The organism is Streptococcus sp. 2018WUSS126 (assembly GCF_044427425.1).
Classification (GTDB): Bacteria; Bacillota; Bacilli; order Lactobacillales; family Streptococcaceae; genus Streptococcus; species Streptococcus hashimotonensis.
Window position 1 is genome coordinate 67,581 of sequence record NZ_JAOTGB010000007.1, and the last position, 19,842, is coordinate 87,422.

The 19,842-nt window shown below is 41.4% G+C and carries 17 protein-coding genes; 16 read left to right on the forward strand and 1 reads right to left on the reverse strand.

The window, feature by feature from the left end; all coding sequences use genetic code 11:
- Nucleotides 1-90 precede the first annotated feature (90 nt).
- The gene (locus tag ODU34_RS03945) at nucleotides 91-3,303 is read right to left on the reverse strand and encodes a M14 family zinc carboxypeptidase (protein ID WP_398578298.1); all 3,213 of its coding nucleotides are present in this window, start codon (nucleotides 3,301-3,303) and stop codon (nucleotides 91-93) included.
- Nucleotides 3,304-3,517: 214 nt separating this feature from the next.
- On the opposite strand from ODU34_RS03945, the gene cls reads away from it, so the two are divergent.
- From cls to ODU34_RS04025, 16 genes are all read left to right on the forward strand, one after another.
- Nucleotides 3,518-5,065, forward strand: a complete 1,548-nt coding sequence (cls, locus tag ODU34_RS03950) for a cardiolipin synthase (protein ID WP_105178568.1) — start codon at nucleotides 3,518-3,520, stop codon at nucleotides 5,063-5,065.
- Between the two features lie 155 nt (nucleotides 5,066-5,220).
- On the forward strand, nucleotides 5,221-7,434 hold the full coding sequence (recJ, locus tag ODU34_RS03955; protein WP_105178569.1) for a single-stranded-DNA-specific exonuclease RecJ: 2,214 nt from the start codon (nucleotides 5,221-5,223) through the stop codon (nucleotides 7,432-7,434).
- Complete coding sequence (locus ODU34_RS03960; protein ID WP_105178570.1) at nucleotides 7,413-8,582, forward strand: DUF3114 domain-containing protein; 1,170 nt, start codon at nucleotides 7,413-7,415, stop codon at nucleotides 8,580-8,582. The genes recJ and ODU34_RS03960 overlap by 22 nt, the downstream gene beginning before the upstream one ends.
- Nucleotides 8,583-8,596: 14 nt before the next feature.
- Entirely contained in the window at nucleotides 8,597-9,109 is a 513-nt protein-coding gene (locus tag ODU34_RS03965) for an adenine phosphoribosyltransferase (protein ID WP_002937136.1), read from the forward strand.
- A 103-nt stretch (nucleotides 9,110-9,212) separates the two neighbouring features.
- Nucleotides 9,213-10,154, forward strand: a complete 942-nt coding sequence (gene metA / locus ODU34_RS03970) for a homoserine O-succinyltransferase (protein WP_105178571.1) — start codon at nucleotides 9,213-9,215, stop codon at nucleotides 10,152-10,154.
- Between the two features lie 9 nt (nucleotides 10,155-10,163).
- Nucleotides 10,164-10,838 (forward strand): DnaD domain-containing protein, encoded by a 675-nt coding sequence (locus tag ODU34_RS03975; RefSeq protein WP_024399480.1) that lies wholly within the window; start codon nucleotides 10,164-10,166, stop codon nucleotides 10,836-10,838.
- Between the two features lies 1 nt (nucleotide 10,839).
- Nucleotides 10,840-11,523, forward strand: a complete 684-nt coding sequence (locus tag ODU34_RS03980) for a tRNA (adenine(22)-N(1))-methyltransferase TrmK (protein WP_029185925.1) — start codon at nucleotides 10,840-10,842, stop codon at nucleotides 11,521-11,523.
- On the forward strand, nucleotides 11,513-12,307 hold the full coding sequence (locus tag ODU34_RS03985; RefSeq protein ID WP_105178572.1) for a Nif3-like dinuclear metal center hexameric protein: 795 nt from the start codon (nucleotides 11,513-11,515) through the stop codon (nucleotides 12,305-12,307). The genes ODU34_RS03980 and ODU34_RS03985 overlap by 11 nt, the downstream gene beginning before the upstream one ends.
- 175 nt (nucleotides 12,308-12,482) lie before the next feature.
- Nucleotides 12,483-13,307, forward strand: coding sequence for a ZIP family metal transporter (locus tag ODU34_RS03990; RefSeq protein WP_024410284.1), 825 nt, complete (start codon nucleotides 12,483-12,485; stop codon nucleotides 13,305-13,307).
- 97 nt (nucleotides 13,308-13,404) lie between these two features.
- Nucleotides 13,405-14,274: a glucose-1-phosphate thymidylyltransferase RfbA gene (gene rfbA, locus ODU34_RS03995; protein ID WP_105178573.1), complete on the forward strand. Its 870-nt coding sequence runs from the start codon at nucleotides 13,405-13,407 to the stop codon at nucleotides 14,272-14,274.
- Nucleotides 14,274-14,867, forward strand: a complete 594-nt coding sequence (locus ODU34_RS04000) for a dTDP-4-dehydrorhamnose 3,5-epimerase family protein (RefSeq protein WP_014637724.1) — start codon at nucleotides 14,274-14,276, stop codon at nucleotides 14,865-14,867. Before rfbA ends, ODU34_RS04000 begins: the two co-directional genes overlap by 1 nt.
- A complete protein-coding gene (locus ODU34_RS04005; protein ID WP_105178574.1) occupies nucleotides 14,867-15,352 on the forward strand; it encodes a phosphoribosylanthranilate isomerase in 486 nt (161 codons plus the stop codon). Before ODU34_RS04000 ends, ODU34_RS04005 begins: the two co-directional genes overlap by 1 nt.
- A 197-nt stretch (nucleotides 15,353-15,549) precedes the next feature.
- Nucleotides 15,550-16,596 (forward strand): dTDP-glucose 4,6-dehydratase, encoded by a 1,047-nt coding sequence (rfbB, locus tag ODU34_RS04010; RefSeq protein WP_024385627.1) that lies wholly within the window; start codon nucleotides 15,550-15,552, stop codon nucleotides 16,594-16,596.
- Between the two features lie 54 nt (nucleotides 16,597-16,650).
- A complete protein-coding gene (rfbD, locus tag ODU34_RS04015) occupies nucleotides 16,651-17,502 on the forward strand; it encodes a dTDP-4-dehydrorhamnose reductase (RefSeq protein ID WP_105178575.1) in 852 nt (283 codons plus the stop codon).
- A 16-nt stretch (nucleotides 17,503-17,518) separates the two neighbouring features.
- Complete coding sequence (locus tag ODU34_RS04020; protein ID WP_105178576.1) at nucleotides 17,519-18,562, forward strand: LPXTG cell wall anchor domain-containing protein; 1,044 nt, start codon at nucleotides 17,519-17,521, stop codon at nucleotides 18,560-18,562.
- Nucleotides 18,563-18,635: 73 nt separating this feature from the next.
- Nucleotides 18,636-19,842: GBS Bsp-like repeat-containing protein (locus ODU34_RS04025; protein WP_398582919.1), on the forward strand; the 1,207-nt coding region annotated here is incomplete at its 3' end.

The following is a 19,842-nucleotide window of genomic DNA, read 5'->3' on the forward strand; positions in this document are numbered from 1 at the left end:
TGGTGGTTTTCTTGTTTTTCTCTTCGAGAAAAACTGGCTCGAAGCCATAATAGAAAAACGCCGAAATAAAACTCGGCATTTTTGTGTATACTAGCTACGCTTTTTTCTACGTAAGGAGATACTGCCTAGAAGTAGGCTACCTAATGCGATAGCGATATAGTTTGTTTTTTCACCTGTTTGAGGTAGTTGTTTTGCATCGGTAGACTTGGTGGTATGTACTACTGTAGTAGTTTTTGGCGTCTCATCCAGAATATTTTTTGGCATTTCAGGTTGTGGTACAAGAATTTCTACGGCTGGTAAGTCTTCTAAGGTTGCTAATTGGCTACCAAATAGGGCGTTGGACACCCAACGGAAGAAGTGAACAGGGTGAACCTTGTTTGTTGGATTACCTGCATAGATAAAGACAGGTTGGTCTTGATAATTTCCAGCGATGGCGACAATTTTATTGGCTAATTTGTCATGACCAGGCCACCAACCTGCGATATAATAATCTTTGTCAGCGATTTTAACAAGTGTTTTAAATCCTTCAGGAATGCCTTCAATCCAATTACCGGAGTTGGAGTAGAAAAGGCCATTCATAGCGTAGCCACTTGTTAATGGATCTTTATCATCAATAATAGCCCGCATGAGACCTTCATAGTCACCACCATCTGTAAATTGTTCCGCATTGAAACCTGCTAAGATTCCTAATTCCTCCAGTTTTTGCATGGCGACACCACCTACGATGATAATTGGTTTCTTACCAAATACACTGGCATCGAATTGATCAGATTCGAGAATGATAGCATCAGCCTCATCTACGCTATTGACAATTTCAAAGCCCATTCGTTCTACCGCAAGTGCAGCATTTGCAAGAATGGCAAAGTCACCTGCCCAACTATAAGAGTGAGAAGGAGCATACACCTTCATTGCTTTCAATTCTTGTCCAAGAGGCTTCTTATAGAGAGGCTCGCCGTATAGAGCATAGGTTTCCAGTAAGTGGCTAAATTGGTTAGTTTCCAGTAAGTGGCTAAATTGGTTAGTTTCCATGATGTAGCCATCGTCTGTAAGATAGACCTTAGCACCTGATTTGATGGCTTGATTAATGGCCTGAACGGCGCTTTCAGATGTGTTTGCAACGATATAGTAAGGCGCTTTGAAATCAATTTCCGTAGTACGTGGAGCTTTTGTCCATGTGATGCTACCTAATTTGCCGCTAAAGGCATTTTCTTCAAATACAGCCTTGGCACTAAAGCCTTTCATATCTGGGAAGTTGACCACCAATTCAGCATACATGGCTCCCCAAGCAGATTCATCAGAACCAGTGTAGAGGACATGGTTAGCGAATCCTCGTTTGGCTTGAGCCATATCGACAACTAGGTCGCCTTTGCGGAAGTTTCCAACATCTTCAGTTAATTCCTTGACAACGACCCCATTACGATTGAAGTATTCAATCATCTTAAATGCTTCTTGAATATCATTGTGTTTATCAAGCGTCATAGGAATCACATAGTAGTCTGGGAAGAATTTTGGCTGGTCTTTTTTGACACGTCCGACAACAGCTCCGTCTGGTCCGACTAATTCAGACTCTGCTTTTGGATCTTCTACCTTATTGACACCGCGAGAATAGTATTTGAGACGCATTTCCATGAGACTGTCTGGCTTGGTTGCCATATTGTGAACACCGCCCAAAACAGCAAAGAATCCCGCCTTGAATGATTCTTGATTTCCTTCTGGAATTTCAATCGTATGTCCAAGAATACCGTGGTACATTGCATATACCGCTGTATAGCCTGAGAAGGAATCGTCCCAACCATTTCCCCAGTGGACTTTAGGGATGGTGTAGCGTTCATATTTAGAATTTGCAATACCTGCTCGGCCCATTTCATGAGCTTTTTCCAGCATAATATCGGCTAGTAAATCATATTCAAAGTTCGGGTCATGTGGCGGAGTGGCAGGCTCGATGAGAAATCCAGATACAAAACCATGAATATCTAAAACAGATATTGGATTCCATTTGTGGATTTGACGGACGATGGCTTGTGTTTCTGGATTCACTTGGAAACCAGTATCGCGGTTAGGGTCCAAACCATTTACTAGTGAACGCAAGTTTTTAACATCGCCATCAGGATTTTCTGTGAAATTGAACAAGAAGATAAATTTATCTAACAAATCTGTCACTTTTAAATGCAGAGTAACAGGATTTCCATCGGCATCTGTAGATGGGAAAGTAATGGTATCTTTTTGTGCAAATTCTTTGAATAGGCTAGTTACCACATCTATGCCGGGTTGTTCATCAGCATGAGTGTTGTTGATGAGAATAGGTAATTTATAGTCGAAGGTTCCAGCTTGCAACTCTTTCAGCATCTGGTCGGGTTGGGTCAGCATGAGTGGCGTTGTTTCAGTAAGATATTTATCAATACTTGCTTGATCTTTAGCCACAACAGCCATTTTTATATCTCTACCTTCAGCTGATTGACCAATTGACTCAATCCTTACTAGGCGGTCGGTCGCAGCATTATCTTTAGTTTCCTCAATCTCTGTCAACATTTCCTCATGTGTACGGTAGGCTTCATAAGGACGGAAATGAAGAGTTTTTGAAATTATCAAGTTTCCATCGGCACTAGTACCTTCCAACAGCATATCTTTTATAAAATGTCGATAGGTACGGCGAATATTACTCGGTGTCCGTTTACTCAAATCTTCTCCAAAGAGAGCTGCGAGCTGGATATTCAAATGAAGTTGGTTATCCTGTCTGCTTTCTTCTACTGTGATAAATGTATCGCCTGTGAAATCTCCCTCTTTCAAATTCCAGGTTTTCCATTTGGAAATAGGCTTTCCATCCAATGTCCATTCTATTTTTTCAGTCGTATCTGGAAGAGTGACGGATTCTGTGATAGTGACTGCTTCCGATAGATAGACAGTTTTTGTTTCGAGTGTAATTGTATCAGTAGTCGGTACGGCAGGTTTTTCTTCTGTAGTATCCTGACTATCATTATTAGCTGATCTGAGCGTAGTTTCCTCGGCATTGGGCTCGGAAGATGTTGTAACTTCTTCTGTGGAAACAGGTGTAGGAGAAGTATCTGCTATTTCTTCAGTTTGTTTTTCTGTCTCCTTCCCTTCTACAAGATTATCTGTAGCTTCGCTTGTGCTAGTTTCCATGATAGGAGTCTCTTCAGGCAGTGGAGTCACTGTTTCACTAGCAGTAGTTGGCATCTCCTCTGTATTTGCGAAGACCGTTCCCTGAGTGAGAGATGCAGCTAAAAGAACTGTTGAGGCAAGCAGGACTTGATTCAACAGCCTTTTCTTATATGAAAGTTTCATGCGAACTTCCTCCTTTTGATAATGTGTACGGGGTAGTAAATTAAAACGGGTTATTTCATGCCTATCTTATCAAAAAATATATGTCTTTACAATATGAGTTAAATATGTTTATATATTTAAAATATTCAGAAATATCGGATCATAAAGACTATTTATTTTGAGTAGGATAATGAACTAAAATCTGTTATAATGGTAAAAAATAAGGGAGAGATGTATGGAAAAACTTTGGAAAATTATATACAGTCGGACCTTTATCGTCATTAGTTTGATTGTTCTAACCATTTTCCTTATTCTATGGTTGGTAGGTTCGGCAGCTACCTATATGCCTGCTTTATTGATTGTTTTGCAAATTTTTTCGATTTTTGTAGCTATTTCAATCATCAATAGACCGATGAATACCAGTTTTAAGTTAACCTGGATTGTTTTTGTCATTGGTATTCCGATTTTTGGTGCTCTATTCTATTTTATTTTGCAGTCCAACATCGAAACCAAACGCTATCGTAAAAATTTTCATAAGCAGGCACAAAGACTTCGGGAGTATAGTAAGACGTCTGAAAAGGTCATGAAGGCATTAGAGCGGGAAGATAAGGAGCAACTGAAATTAGCTCACTTCATGAGTGAGTACGTTGGCTACCCAATTCATACCAATACGGATGCCGTCTATTTTTCGACAGGTCAGGAAAAATTTGAAGCTCTACTAGAAGAATTGAAAAAGGCAGAGCAGTATATTTTCATGGAGTACTTTATTGTCGATATGGGATATATGTGGGATTCTATCCTTGACATTTTGAAGGAAAAGGCAGCGCAAGGGGTGGAAGTTCGTTTTATGTATGATGGGATGAATTCACTGACCAATCTTCCCTATAATTACTATAAAACCTTGAGAAAATATGGGATAAAAGCCAAAGTATTTTCTCAAATTATCCCAGCCTTATCTACGGTGCAAAATAACCGTGACCATAGAAAAATTGCGATTATTGATGGAAAGGTTGCCTTTACTGGTGGCATTAATATCGCAGATGAATACATCAACAAGAAAGTGCGTTTTGGTTACTGGAAAGACGCAGCGATTATGATTAGGGGAGAAGCTGTTGCAAACTTTACGTTGATGTTCCTTCAAATGTGGAATTACAATGAAAAGACAGAGACAGATGATCTACAATACCTCAAAACGCATAAAGATTTAGAGACGGAAACCGTTGATGCTGAAGGTTTCTTCCTTCCGTATGGCGAGAATCCATTTGATGGAGATGAGGTAGCCAAACGAGTCTGCCTAGACATGATTCAGTCGGCAACGGATTATATTTATATCATGACACCCTACTTAGTGTTGGATGATGAAATGATTGATAATTTGACTTATGCTGCGAAGCGTGGAGTCGAGGTTCGCATTCTGCTCCCGCATATCTATGATAAAAAATCAGCCTATTTGGCTGCCCGTACTGATTTTCCTACTTACTTGGAAGCAGGAATTGAAATCTTTGAATTCCAGCCTGGATTTGTCCATTCCAAAGTTGTTTTGGTCGATGATAAGAAAGCTACTGTTGGTACGGTGAATATGGATTTTCGCTCTTTTTATCTTAATTTTGAATGTGGTCTCTATATTTACAATCATTCGGCAGTTTTGGCAGCTATTAAGGATGACTTTACTCATTCCTTCAAAAAATCACAGCAAATTAACCTTCTAACCTTCCATAAAACGTACTCTTGGTATAAGCGTTTGGGAGGAGCCCTACTGCGAATTATTTCGCCGTTATTATAAATTGCACTATTAGTTCTTCATGGAGCAAGGGATCGACATTCTGTTTCGGTCTTACCTTGCTCCATTTTTCTTGGAAAATGATATAATAGAAAGATAGTTTATACTCGGAAAAGTTACAGGTTACTTGTGATTTTGAGTATTAAGGAGTAAAAAACGTGATAAAACCCAATTATGACTGGCAATTATTGACCGGTTTTTCTGATGAACAATTTATCAAAATTGCTAAAAAAGAAGGAGTGGACCCGGTGGCGGCTAAGTTGCTGTATGAACGTGGCATCCATTCGGCGGAAGAATTGCATACTTTCTTACAACCAAGCTTAGAAGACCTTCACGATCCCTATTTACTACATGATATGGACAAGGCGGTAGAGCGGATTCGCCGAGCAATCGAAGATTACGAACAAATTTTGATTTATGGAGATTATGACGCAGACGGCATGACCTCGGCATCGATTCTGAAAGAAACCCTGGAGGAAATGGGGGCAGAAGTCCAAGTTTATCTTCCCAACCGTTTCACAGACGGCTATGGGCCAAATCAATCAGTTTACAAGTATTTTATCGAGCAGCAGGGGATTTCTCTTATTGTGACGGTGGACAATGGCGTAGCGGGTCATGAAGCGATTGCCTATGCCCAGGAAATGGGTGTCGATGTTGTCGTGACAGACCACCATTCCATGCAGGAAACCCTTCCCAATGCCTATGCGATTGTACATCCAGAGCATCCAGAGGGAAATTATCCCTTCAAACATTTGGCAGGTTGCGGTGTAGCCTTCAAATTGGCCTGTGCCCTTCTTGAAACGGTTCATGCAGACTTGCTGGATTTGGTCGCAATTGGCACCATCGCTGATATGGTTAGCTTGACCGATGAGAATCGTGTCATGGTCAAATATGGTCTCTCGCTTCTCAAACAGACTGAACGAGCAGGTTTGCAAGAGCTGATAAAGATAGCTGGTATTGACATAGACAGTATTGATGAAGAAACAGTTGGTTTCCAACTTGCTCCGAGATTGAATGCCCTTGGTCGACTCGACGATCCTAATCCAGCCATCGAATTACTGACTGGTTTTGATGACGAAGAGGCCTATGAGATTGCTCTCATGATTGACAGTAAGAATGTCGAGCGCAAAGACGTTGTCCAAGCAATTTACGATGAAGCAAAAACCATGCTCCGTCATGATAGACCTGTTCAAGTTCTGGCTAAAGAAGGTTGGAACCCAGGTGTTTTAGGGATTGTAGCAGGACGCCTACTAGAAGAATTGCACCAGCCTGTTATTGTCTTGTCTATTGAAGATGGTAAGGCAAAGGGTTCGGCTCGTTCTGTTGAAGCGGTTGACATTTTCAAGGCCCTTAAAAATCATCAGGACCTATTTATCGCCTTTGGTGGCCATGCTGGTGCAGCAGGTATGACCTTGGAAGTTGACAAACTCGAAGAGCTTGCTCTAACCTTGGCAGACTACATTATCGAAAATAAATTGGATTTATCCAGCAAGTCTTCGCTGGTCTTAGATGAAGAATTGGATTTAGAGGAATTAACCCTAGATACTCTAAAATCTTTCGAGAAGCTTGCGCCTTACGGCATGGATAATAAAAAGCCTGTATTCTACATCAGAGACTTTCAGGTAGAATCAGCAAGAACCATGGGGCAGAATAATGCTCATCTGAAGATACGGATTACAAAAGGGGTTGCTGGATTTGATGTGGTTGCTTTTGGTAAGGGTAATCTAGCCTTGGAATTTTCACAGGCCAAGGGCTTAGAACTAGCTGTTACCTTGTCTGTCAATCAATGGAATGGTAATACCAGTCTTCAGCTCATGTTGGTTGATGCTCGGGTCAATGGTGTTCAACTTTATAATATTCGTGGAAAGCAACATCCTATTCCTGCAGGAGTCCCAATTTTGGACATTGAAAATCCAGTAGCAGATAACAAAGCAATTGTCTTAGCTAACTTGCCTGAGGACCTCAGTAGTCTGCGTAGCTATTTTCAGGAAAGAGAATTTGAAGCCATTTATTTTAAAAATGAAATTGCCAAACCGTACTATCTAGATGGTTATGGTAGCCGAGAACAATTCGCTAAATTGTATAAGACTATTTACCAATTTGATGAGTTTGATGTCCGCTACAAACTGAAAGATTTGGCTGGTTACTTAAAAATTAAGGACAGTCTATTGGTTAAAATGATTCAGATTTTCCAAGAATTAGAATTCGTCACGATTACGGATGGGGTCATGCGGGTCAACAAAGAGGCGCAGAAGCGAGAGATTTCAGAAAGTCAAATATATCAAGAATTGAAAGAAACAGTTATCCAACAAGAGTTGATGGCGCTTGGCACCGTTCAGGAAATTTATGAATGGCTTTGTGGTCGCGTTTGATGACAGTAGAAGCTCTGGTTGTTGTTGGAGTGATTGGAACGCTTCTCTACACTTATAGGTTTATCAGGCAAAAAAGTCTGTTGAAAAATCTTGAACAGATAACCGAAATAAAGCACGCACTGATTGAATTACGGCGAGTAGGATGGTCAGAAAGAGCCATCAAAAAGGTTTTCATGAAACAACTGTTGCCTCTAAAACAAGAAGACATCCCAGCATTTGTTCAAAATTTCATAAAAGAAGCTGCCATTTTTGCCTCAACTAGCTTTTATCAGTTGATAAAAGTTGACAGTCGCTCTTTAAACCAAGAGAAAGCGACAGCTTTATTGGAGCAAAGTATGAATATGTTAGATTTTCCTGAGGAATTAAGTCACGGGCTATTACCTGAACTTTTGCAGAAGATGGATGTGAATTGTCCTCCACACCATCCATTTTGGCGGTATTTTGCTAAGCTAGTTGATAAAGCTTTTCCAGTTCGGGAATTAGAAGTCAAACGGCCGTTAAACAGACAGGTCCATCAACTGCGCTACCTTATTTCCTATCAGCAGGCTTTTTGGGTACGTCAGCAGTTTGGAAAAGGAAAAACAGACTGGCAGGCTCTGGTAGCCTATTTACGTAGCCTACTTCGCTGGTCTTACCGCTTACGAGAATCTGCCCGCCTACACAATAAACAACTGTTCGGCAAGAAAAATCAGAAGACCTTGCCAGTCAATATGAAGATTTTGATTCATTTTCACAGCGAATTCATCCTAAATCAAGATGGACAATTTGCCTTGATTTTAGAAGAACGACCACATGTCAATGGCGTGGTAAACGGGGCTTCCTTCAATTATGCCAGAGCTAATAATAAGCGTCATAGACAACTTGATATGGCTCCAGTTGGCACGCAGGATCCCGTTTTTCGGAAAGAATTGCTACGCTCAAAGATGGGAGTCTATTTATCGCCTACTCGCTTTCGTCGCTACCAAAAAGGAAGAAATGAGGTTGGCTGGGAGCAGTCTTACTTTAATCAGCAAGGGAGCTTTTCCTATGGTGGACATAGTAGGGCAGCTTGTGTGGCGAATGTGAGGAGACGATTTGCTAAAGATATAGGTCTGAAATGTACCAAAAAACAATTTCATGGTATAATGAAGAGTAAAAATTATTTTTAAAAAGAGAGAGACAAATGAACTTAAAAGATTACATCGCAACAATTCCTAACTATCCAAAAGAAGGTATCGAATTCCGTGACATTAGCCCTTTGATGGCAGATGGAAATGCTTATAGCTATGCAGTACGTGAAATCGTTCAGTATGCGACAGATAAGCAAATCGATATGATTGTTGGGCCAGAGGCGCGTGGTTTCATCGTTGGATGTCCAGTTGCCTTTGAATTGGGAATCGGTTTTGCACCAGTTCGTAAGCCAGGTAAGTTACCACGTGAGGTTATCTCAGCTGACTATGAAAAAGAATATGGTGTAGATACATTGACGATGCATGCAGACGCAATCAAACCAGGACAACGTGTCTTGATTGTCGATGACTTGTTGGCAACTGGTGGTACTGTAAAAGCTACGATCGAAATGATTGAAAAGCTTGGCGGTATCGTTGCTGGCTGTGCCTTCTTGATTGAGCTAGATGATTTGAAAGGCCGCGAAGCAATCGGCGATTACGACTACAAGGTTTTGATGCACTATTAATCTAAGGTTATAGTCAAAACTTATAACTGGTCCTATTTTTATTCTAATTGAATTGCATAGCAACCTGTCTTATAATAAATATAAGAAAATTGGGAGGTTGCTTATGCCAATTAAAATTGAAAAATCATTACCAGCAGTTGAAATTTTGAGAAAAGAGAATATTTTTGTGATGGATAGTGACCGAGCTAGTCATCAGGACATTCGTCCTATCAAAATCCTTATTCTCAATCTCATGCCACAGAAGATGGTGACGGAGACTCAGTTGCTCCGTCTTTTGGCTAACACTCCTTTACAGCTAGAGGTTGAATTTCTCTACATGGCTAGTCACGAGTCCAAAAATACACACTCGGACCATTTGAAGCAGTTTTATAAGACTTTTGAGCAGGTCAGGGATAGCTATTTTGATGGGCTCATCGTGACAGGAGCACCAGTTGAAAACTTACCTTTTGAGGAAGTTGATTACTGGCAAGAACTTACCCAAGTTTTTGATTGGTCAAAAACACATGTTTATTCAACATTGCACATTTGTTGGGGAGCACAGGCTGGTTTGTATGCACGCTATGGTGTACCCAAACACAGTATGTCTCGAAAACTGTCAGGGGTATATTGTCAAGAAGTGACTAATCCAACTAGCCCTCTTATGCGTGGATTTGACGATGAATTTCGTTCACCACACTCCCGTTATACGGAAGTAAGAGAAGCAGATATTGCCCATCTGAGTGGGTTGACGATTTTATCACAAGGTCCAGAAGTTGGCCTATCCATTTTAGCCAGCAAGGATTTAAGAGAAATTTATAGTTTTGGACATTTAGAGTATGATAGGGATACCCTAGCTAAGGAATACCAACGTGATTGTATAGCTGGAAAAAATCCCCATTTACCGGAAAATTATTTCAAAGAAGATGACCCTACAAGCAAACCATCTCTCTCTTGGAATTTACCAGCAGCACAATTCTTTACCAACTGGGTGAATTACGCTGTCTATCAAGAAACTCCATACGACTGGCATATCTTTGAACAATCAGCCCAGTCAGCTAGTCTTTAAAGAGGAAGTATGAACTATTCACAGCAATTTCGTCAGGGACATTTGGTCCTGCCAGCAGCAATATTATTCCACTATCAAGAGCTTTTTCCGTCGGCAGATGATTTTTTGATTTGGCAGTTTTTCTTTTATCAAAATTCTTCAGCTATCGAATCATTAGCACCTAGTGAGATTGCTCAAGCTACTGGTAAAACAGTTGCCCAGGTCAATCAAGCTATTGAAAATCTCCAAGATGCTGGACTCTTAGAATTTAAGACAATCAGTATTGCTGGTGAAATTGAAATGATATTCGATGCGCTTCCTGCTTTTGAAAAATTGGATGCTCTGTTAACTCCAAAACAGGCAGTTGAGATTGTGCAGCCAGAGAATGATTTGAAGACCTTGGTGGGTGATTTTGAACGTGAATTGGGCCGCTTTTTATCGCCGTTTGAAATCGAAGATTTGCAGAAGACTATTGAGGATGACAAAACTTCGATTGATTTGGTTCGTGCAGCCTTGAAAGAAGCTGTTTTTAACAACAAAACAAATTGGAAATACATCCAAGCTATTCTACGAAACTGGCGCCGTGAGGGAATTACTACAGTTGCGCAAGTAGAAGCGAAAAATGCAGAAAGAGAAATTCAGACTCCTAAGAATGTGACTGTTTCAAGTGACTTTCTTGATGCAATGGATCTCTGGAAAGATTGATATGGAAACAAAATTATCTAAAAGGCTGGAAACAGTCGCAAGTTTTGTCCCACAAGGGGCACGTCTAGTCGATGTAGGGAGTGACCATGCTTATCTCCCTCTTTTTTTGGTAGAGCAGGGGCGTATTGATTTTGCCATTGCAGGGGAAGTCGTTCAAGGTCCTTATCAGTCAGCGCTCCAGAATGTAGAGCAGGCGGGACAAACAGAAAAAATTCTAGTCCGTTTAGCAAATGGCTTAGGTGCGTTTGAGATGTCTGACCAGATGACTGCCGTGACCATAGCAGGTATGGGAGGGCGCTTGATTGCAGAAATCTTAGAAGCAGGAAAAGAAAAGCTTGCGACCATTGAACGGTTGATACTCCAGCCAAATAATCGTGAAGATGATGTGCGTCGATGGTTGGAAAAAAATGGTTTTAGATTGGTTGCTGAAAAGATTCTGGAAGAAAATGGCAAGTTATATGAAATCCTCGTTGCAGAATCAGGACAGATGAGATTATCAGAAGTTGAACATCGTTTTGGTCCCTATCTACTAGAGGAGGCTTCACCAGTTTTCGTCAAAAAGTGGAGAAGAGAACTTGAAAAATTAAGTTTTGCTTTGGAACAAGTTCCATCTGAACGCCAAGGTGACCGCTTTGCAATTTCCCAAAAAATCCAACAAATTCAGGAGGTACTCCATGTTAGCTAGTCAGGTTATTGAGCGCTATCAAGCCTTTTGCCCCTCTTCTTTGGCTATGGAAGGCGATGTCAAAGGGCTGCAAATTGGTACCCTTAATAAAGAGATTCAACGTGTCATGGTGGCTCTGGATATTCGTGAGACAACAGTGGCAGAGGCGATTGATAAAAAGGTGGATTTGATTATCGTCAAGCACGCTCCGATTTTTCGTCCCATAAAGGATTTGGTGGCTGACAATCCGCAAACTAAAATGTATCTTGATTTGATTAAGCATGATATTGCAGTCTATGTTAGTCATACAGATATTGATGTGGTTGAGGGGGGGCTCAACGACTGGTTCTGTGAACTATTAGAAATTCAAGATACTACCTACTTGATTGAAACTGCCGAGGGGCAGGGGCTTGGTCGTGTGGGGACAATAGCAGAGCAGACTTTGGAGGATTTGGCTTTGAAAGTCAAGTCTGTCTTTGGTCTAGATGCTGTCCGTCTAGTGACCTATGGGCATCAAGCCAAGCAGTATGTCAGCCGTGTAGCCATCTGTGGAGGCAGTGGTGGTTCCTATTACCATGAGGCTCTTGCCAAGGGAGCAGATGTTTACATCACAGGCGATATTTACTACCATACTGGGCAGGACATGCTGACCCAGGGCTTGCTGGCTATTGATCCAGGCCACCATATCGAAGCCTTGTTTATCAAGAAAATTGCTGAATTGTTGGAAACATGGAAGGCAAATGAAGGTTGGGATGTCGAAATTCTACCTTCAACTGTTTCAACCAATCCGTTTAGATATTTGTGATAAATTAATCAGTACCTAATTATGGAAAGACCAAGACGACATTTAATGTAGTTTTAGGTCTTTTATCTTTTAGATATTTTCTTATTTATTTAAGTGAAAAAGCTTGAATTTTATAATAAATTAGGGTATCTTAATTTATAGGATATGCAAGATTAAACAGGATAGGATGTTAGTTATGACTTGGTTTACTAATCAGTCTGTAGTTCTACAGGCTTTGCTAGGTGGTTTATTCACATGGTTTTGTACGATTATGGGATCTGCCGTTGTATTTTTCTTTAAGACAGTTAGCCGTCGTTTGCTAGACACCATGCTAGGCTTTGCAGCAGGTGTTATGATTGCGGCTTCTTTTTGGTCTTTATTAGCTCCATCGATTGAGTATGCTGAAAGTTCATACGGCAATTTGGCTTGGATACCAGCAGCAGTAGGTTTTGCAGCAGGTGGTATTTTTTTACGCTTGGTAGATGCCTGGGTTCCGCATTTACATTTGGGAAATGATAAAGACAAGGCAGAAGGCGGTGGTGAGAAGGAGAGAAAAAATCTATCCAAAACAGCCCTGCTCTTCTTAGCCATTACAATTCACAATATTCCTGAAGGCTTGGCGGTCGGTGTGACATTTGGTGCACTTGCTTCTAACTATAGTCCAGCAGCTTTTATTGGTGCAATCGGCCTTGCTATTGGGATCGGTATACAAAATATTCCTGAAGGGGCAGCCTTGGCTATTCCAATTCGTACAGACGGTGCATCTAGGTGGAAAGCTTTTTACTGGGGATCAATGTCAGCAATTGTCGAGCCGATTGCAGCAGTCATCGGTGCTTTTGCGGTTACCTTTATGACACCTATTTTACCTTATGCCCTCTCCTTTGCGGCAGGAGCCATGATTTTTGTCGTTGTAGAAGAGCTCATTCCAGAGTCGCAGACAAATGGCAATACGGATATTGCAACTCTGGGCTTAATGGCTGGTTTTATCATCATGATGATTTTGGATGTTGCCTTAGGATAATTTGTTAAAGTCTGTTGTTACAGGCTTTTTTCTTATGACAATATCTTTAAAAATATGGTATAATGAACTGATATTAATTTAGGGAAGGTACTCTTATATGAAAGGTATTATTCTAGCTGGTGGGTCAGGTACACGCTTGTATCCTTTAACGCGCGCAGCTTCAAAACAGTTGATGCCAATTTACGATAAACCAATGATCTATTATCCATTGTCAACATTGATGTTGGCTGGAATCAAAGATATTTTGATTATTTCAACTCCGCAAGATCTTCCACGTTTTAAGGATATGTTAGGAGATGGTTCTGAACTTGGACTTTCACTTTCATATGCAGAACAACCAAGTCCAGATGGTTTGGCGCAAGCCTTCATTATCGGTGAAGAATTTATCGGTGATGACAATGTAGCCTTAATCCTTGGTGATAACATCTACCACGGCAATGGATTGACCAAGATGTTGCAACGTGCAGCAAGCAAAGAAAAGGGCGCGACTGTCTTTGGTTACCAAGTAAAAGACCCAGAACGCTTTGGTGTTGTCGAGTTTGACGCAGATATGAATGCCATCTCTATCGAAGAAAAACCTGAAGAGCCAAAATCAAATTTTGCGGTTACTGGTCTTTATTTCTATGACAATGATGTTGTGGAGATTGCCAAAAATATCAAGCCTTCACCTCGTGGTGAGTTGGAAATCACAGATGTCAACAAGGCGTACTTAGAGCGTGGTGACTTATCTGTTGAGCTTATGGGCCGTGGATTTGCCTGGTTAGATACAGGTACGCATGAAAGCCTCTTGGAAGCTGCACAGTACATCGAAACGGTTCAACGTTTGCAAAACGTTCAAGTGGCTAACTTGGAAGAAATTGCCTACCGCATGGGTTACATTACAAAAGAACAAGTCCACGAATTAGCACAGCCACTTAAGAAAAATGAATACGGACAATACTTGCTCCGTTTGATTGGAGAAGCCTAATGACAGAAAACTTTTTCGGTAAAACACTAGCAGCTCGCCCAGTTGAAGCTATTCCAGGAATGTTAGAATTCGACATTCCTGTTCATGGCGACAACCGTGGCTGGTTCAAGGAGAACTTCCAAAAGGAAAAAATGCTTCCGCTCGGTTTCCCTGAAAGCTTCTTTGCAGAAGGGAAATTACAAAATAATGTTTCCTTCTCTCGCAAAAACGTTCTTCGTGGTCTTCACGCAGAGCCTTGGGATAAATATATCTCCGTAGCGGACGGCGGTAAGGTTTTGGGAACTTGGGTCGATCTTCGTGAAGGCGAAACCTTCGGTAATACCTACCAAACCGTTATTGATGCTTCAAAAGGTATCTTCGTTCCGCGCGGAGTAGCCAATGGTTTCCAAGTTTTGTCAGATTTCGTGGCTTACAGCTACTTGGTCAACGACTACTGGGCTTTGGAACTCAAGCCTAAGTATGCTTTCGTCAACTACGCTGACCCTAGCCTAGACATCCAGTGGGAAAACCTAGAAGAAGCAGAAGTTTCAGAAGCAGATGAGAATCACCCACTCCTCAAGGACGTTAAGCCTTTGAGAAAAGAGGACCTCTAATGTTTCAAGCCTTTTTGGAAATAGCAGAGCAGTTAAACAAGTTAGGAATCACTCCCTTGTTAATGGGCTCAGTTGGTTTGGAAAGGCGAACAGGTAGGGACTGGCAGGCAGGAGATTTAGATATTCATGTTCCAAGTGATCCACGTGGCTGGGAAGCCCCAGACGACGAACGGATTTACCGTGCAGATGAGCTGATTGCCATGATGAATCAACTCGGCTATGTCCTGGTTGACCGTCACGAACATGAATTTCATAAAGATGGCTTATCTGTTGAATTCGGAGGTCTGCATTCACTGCCTGAATTTGCTGGTGTAGAGCTAGAAGATTTGGAAGAACTAGAAACAGCAGGTGTTCGCTATTACCTACCGACACTTGAACAATACCTGAAAATCTACCAAGCCTCTTCAAAAGATTCCTACCGAGCAGAAAATAATAATCAAAAAGACTTTGCCAAGATTGCTTACATGAAAGAAATCTTGAAGTAGTCTATCATTCAAAAAGGGCGAGCACAGCGAGCCAATAGCGATAGTTTCCGCCGTAGTGAAAGCAAGATTACGTTTTACGTAATCTTGCAGGGAAATTTTGAAACCTTAGGTTCAAAATTTAGCCATGAAACCGAAGGTTTGCTGGCGTCCCCACTACCTAAGGAAACTATCAAAATAAGAAAAATTCGGAGAAAAAAATGTCTCAATTTAAAAATATTATCGTAACTGGTGGAGCTGGTTTCATCGGTTCAAACTTTGTACACTATGTTTATAACAATCATCCAGACGTTCACGTAACTGTTTTGGATAAACTTACTTATGCTGGTAACAAGGCTAACATCGAAGCCATCCTTGGTGACCGTGTTGAGCTAGTTGTTGGCGACATTGCAGATGCTGAATTGGTTGACAAATTGGCTGCTAAGGCAGATGCCATTGTTCACTATGCGGCAGAAAGCCACAACGACAACTCCCTCAACGACCCAAGCCCATTCATCCATACCAACTTTATCGGTACTTACACCTTGCTTGAAGCGGCTCGTAAATACGATATTCGTTTCCACCATGTATCGACTGACGAAGTATACGGTGACCTTCCTTTGCGTGAAGATTTGCCAGGTCATGGCGAGGGTCCAGGTGAGAAATTTACTGCAGAAACCAACTACAACCCGTCATCACCATACTCATCAACCAAGGCTGCTTCAGACTTGATTGTCAAAGCATGGGTGCGTTCATTTGGTGTCAAAGCAACGATTTCCAACTGTTCAAACAACTACGGTCCATACCAACACATTGAGAAATTCATCCCACGCCAAATTACCAACATCTTGGCAGGTATCAAGCCAAAACTTTACGGTGAAGGTAAAAACGTCCGTGACTGGATTCATACCAACGACCACTCGACTGGTGTTTGGGCAATCTTGACAAAAGGTCGTATGGGTGAAACTTACCTAATCGGTGCTGACGGTGAGAAGAACAATAAAGAAGTGCTTGAATTGATTCTTGAAAAAATGGGTCAACCAAAAGACGCTTACGACCACGTGACTGACCGTGCAGGACACGATTTGCGCTATGCTATTGACGCAAGCAAACTTCGTGATGAGCTAGGCTGGACACCACAATTCACAGACTTCTCTCAAGGTTTGGAAGAAACAATCCAGTGGTATACAGATAACCAAGACTGGTGGAAGGCTGAAAAAGAAGCTGTTGAAGCCAACTATGCTAAGACACAGGAAGTTATTAAATAAGACTATTAAAGGCTAGGGCTCTTGCCCAAGCCTTTCTTGAAATAAGGAGCAAATATGATTTTAATTACAGGTGCAAATGGCCAGTTGGGTACAGAGTTGCGTTATCTCTTGGATGAGCGTGGTGTTGAGTACGTTGCCGCTGACGTAGCAGAAATGGACATCACGGATGCAGACAAGGTGGATACCTTCTTTGCAGAAGTCAAGCCAAGCGTTGTTTACCACTGTGCAGCCTATACAGCTGTTGATATGGCAGAAGATGAAGGCAAAGAACTCAACTACAAGATTAACGTAACAGGCTCTGAAAATGTTGCTAAGGCAGCTGCTAAATACGGTGCAACCCTTGTTTATATCTCAACGGACTATGTCTTCAATGGTGAGTTGCCAGTCGGTCAAGAATGGCAAGTAGATGACCAGCCAGACCCACAATCTGAATACGGTCGTACCAAGCGCTTGGGTGAGGAAGCAGTAGAGAAGTTTGCAGACAAATTCTACACTGTCCGTACAGCTTGGGTATTTGGTAACTACGGTAAAAACTTTGTTTTCACCATGCAAAACCTTGCGGAAACTCGGGATACCTTGACGGTTGTCAATGACCAACACGGTCGCCCAACCTGGACACGTACTCTAGCCGAATTCATGGTACACTTGGTGGACACCGAGCAAGCATTTGGTTACTACCATTTGTCAAACGATGCAGCAGAAGATACAACTTGGTTTGACTTTGCGACGGAAATCCTAAAGGATACTAACACCAAGGTATTGCCAGTGGATTCTAGCCAATTCCCAGCTAAGGCAAAACGTCCATTCAACTCAACCATGAGCTTGGACAAGGCAAAAGCCACAGGCTTTGTCATCCCAACTTGGCAAGAAGCTTTGGAAGCATTTTACAAACAAGAAAAGAAATAGTTTACAGGAGATGTGTATGAAAAAGAAAGCGATTGTTAAGTCGTTGTTGATGTCAGGAATTTTTCTGGCTTTACTAGGAGGTGCTACATTACCGTCCAGAGCTGTTCCAGTTGTAGCAGCAGAGACAAGTCAAAGTACGACCTATCATTTAACTGATGATGAAAAAGTTGCCGTACGTGAATATATTCAAGCTAAAATGACTATCGATATGCAAGAATATAGATTGGTGTTTCTTGAGGGAATGATGGAAGAAATGGCTTCGGGTAGTGCTGAAGCTGCATGGGATGAAGAAATTGCAGACTTGAAGGCAAACTTAACAGCAGAGCAAGTTGTTGTTTTAGATGAACTTAAAGCAAATTTAATTGGTAGCATAGCCCAACATTACCATTATTTATTTGAGACACTTACAGTCGCTGGAAAAAGTGGAAGAGAAGAAGCAGCGGATATAGTTTCTAAGTACGAGTCTGAAGATGATGCAAGTACTCCTGAAGCCGAATTGGCTGCATTGAAATACGCTAGAGAAGTTATCGTTGAACTACTGAATAAAGAGTCGGCAGCGATTGATAATTATATTGCTTATGCAGAAGCAACTGGACAAGAATTAGCTGGATTGTTGGAAAGTGAAAACTCTAATTTAGAATCTATTACATCTGCAACTATAGGATATGGTCAAGCTCTTGCAACTGCTTCGCAACCAAAATTTCCGTATGACTTTTCAGAAATGGACCGACAGATTGCAGAACTAACTGCTAGTCTACAATCAAAAGTCGAGGATAAAAGTACAGCTAAGACTGAGAATACCGGGGTACAAACAAGTCAAAGCGCTACAAATGGCTCAAATGATTTGCAGACCGTTCCAGGTCAAGGGGGCGGTCAGATTTCTGATGTAGCTACAGGCAAAGGCAATATTTCCGAAGCAGGTCAGAAAAAGGTTATCCCAAATGATAATGCTAAGGTATTGCCAAAAACTTCAGGGAAATCTAGTCTTCCATTAACTGTACTAGGACTCATAACAATTTTTGCTGGTTGGTTATTGACAAATAAGCAAGAAGAAAAATAGAAGATTAGTGTAATTGCATCTATTTTGAGAAATATAGTTGTTTTTACATGTGAAATACATAAAGGAGATATTTGTGAAAAAAAGAACGTTGTTATTTCTTTCTTTGTGTGCATCCGCGTTGAATGCTCAGCTTGTTCAAGCGGATGTGGTAAATGCCCCATCTAGTCAAGTTTCTTCATCTCAGGTTGCTGAAACTGGCGGGCAGTTATCTGTCGTTGATGAGGCTGGACAGATTAAAGCTATTCTGTCGAACATTCAAGGGGAAATTATTGGTGTTACAGCCCAGTTTCGCTCTGAAACAAATAGCGGCATTACTGTCGCATTCTCAATGGATGAGCAAGGTAGATACGTAGCGGTTTTGGATCGGTCTGCATTTGCGGAGGAAGACCAAGTCTTTTCGCTGAAGTTAACGGCACAATTAACAGATGGAAGTTTTCAGACCTTATCAGATTATAGTTTTGAATGGAAGAAGGATGCCGCAAGCGTTGCTGAGAAGCCTACTGCTTTGAATAATAGCAATGCAATCTCGTCTAAAATTGAGGAGGAAGCAACTTCTACTACTACAGGTTCAACTGTTGATTCTAGTTTGACAGCAGGTGCAACAAGTAGTACTTCGAATTCGCTGACAAGAAGTGCTTCCAATACGATTACAGGAAGTTCGAATGGCTCTACAAGTGTTCTGAGTGCTCGAGTTAGTACAGCTTCCAGTTCGGTCAATGTTACACAACCTACTGGCACCATAACAATTGAAAATCGTAACGATGCCCAAGGTACCTTCGATGTTCGTGTTACCAATATCTCTTCTCCTAAGGATATAGCGAGTGTTATCTTGCCGACCTGGTCGCAGTCAGATGATTTACGTTGGTATGAAGCCGCTCGTCAGTCAGATGGCAGTTATAAGTTAACTGTCAATAAGAAGGATCATAAGTACCGCACAGGTACCTACACGGTTCATCTATATTATAAGGATTCAAATGGTGGTTTGACAGGTGCAGGTGGTACAACGACTCATTTATCAGAAGCGAAGCCAACAGGCACAATCACAATTGAAAATCGTAACGATTCCCAAGGTACCTTTGATGTTCGTGTTACTAATGTTTCATCGCCGAAAGATATCTCAAGTGTTATCTTACCCACTTGGTCCCAGACGGATGATTTACGTTGGTATGAAGCCACTCGTCAGTCAGATGGCAGTTATAAGTTAACTGTCAATAAGAAGGACCATAAGTACCGCACAGGCACCTACACGGTTCATTTATATTATAAGGATTCAAATGGTG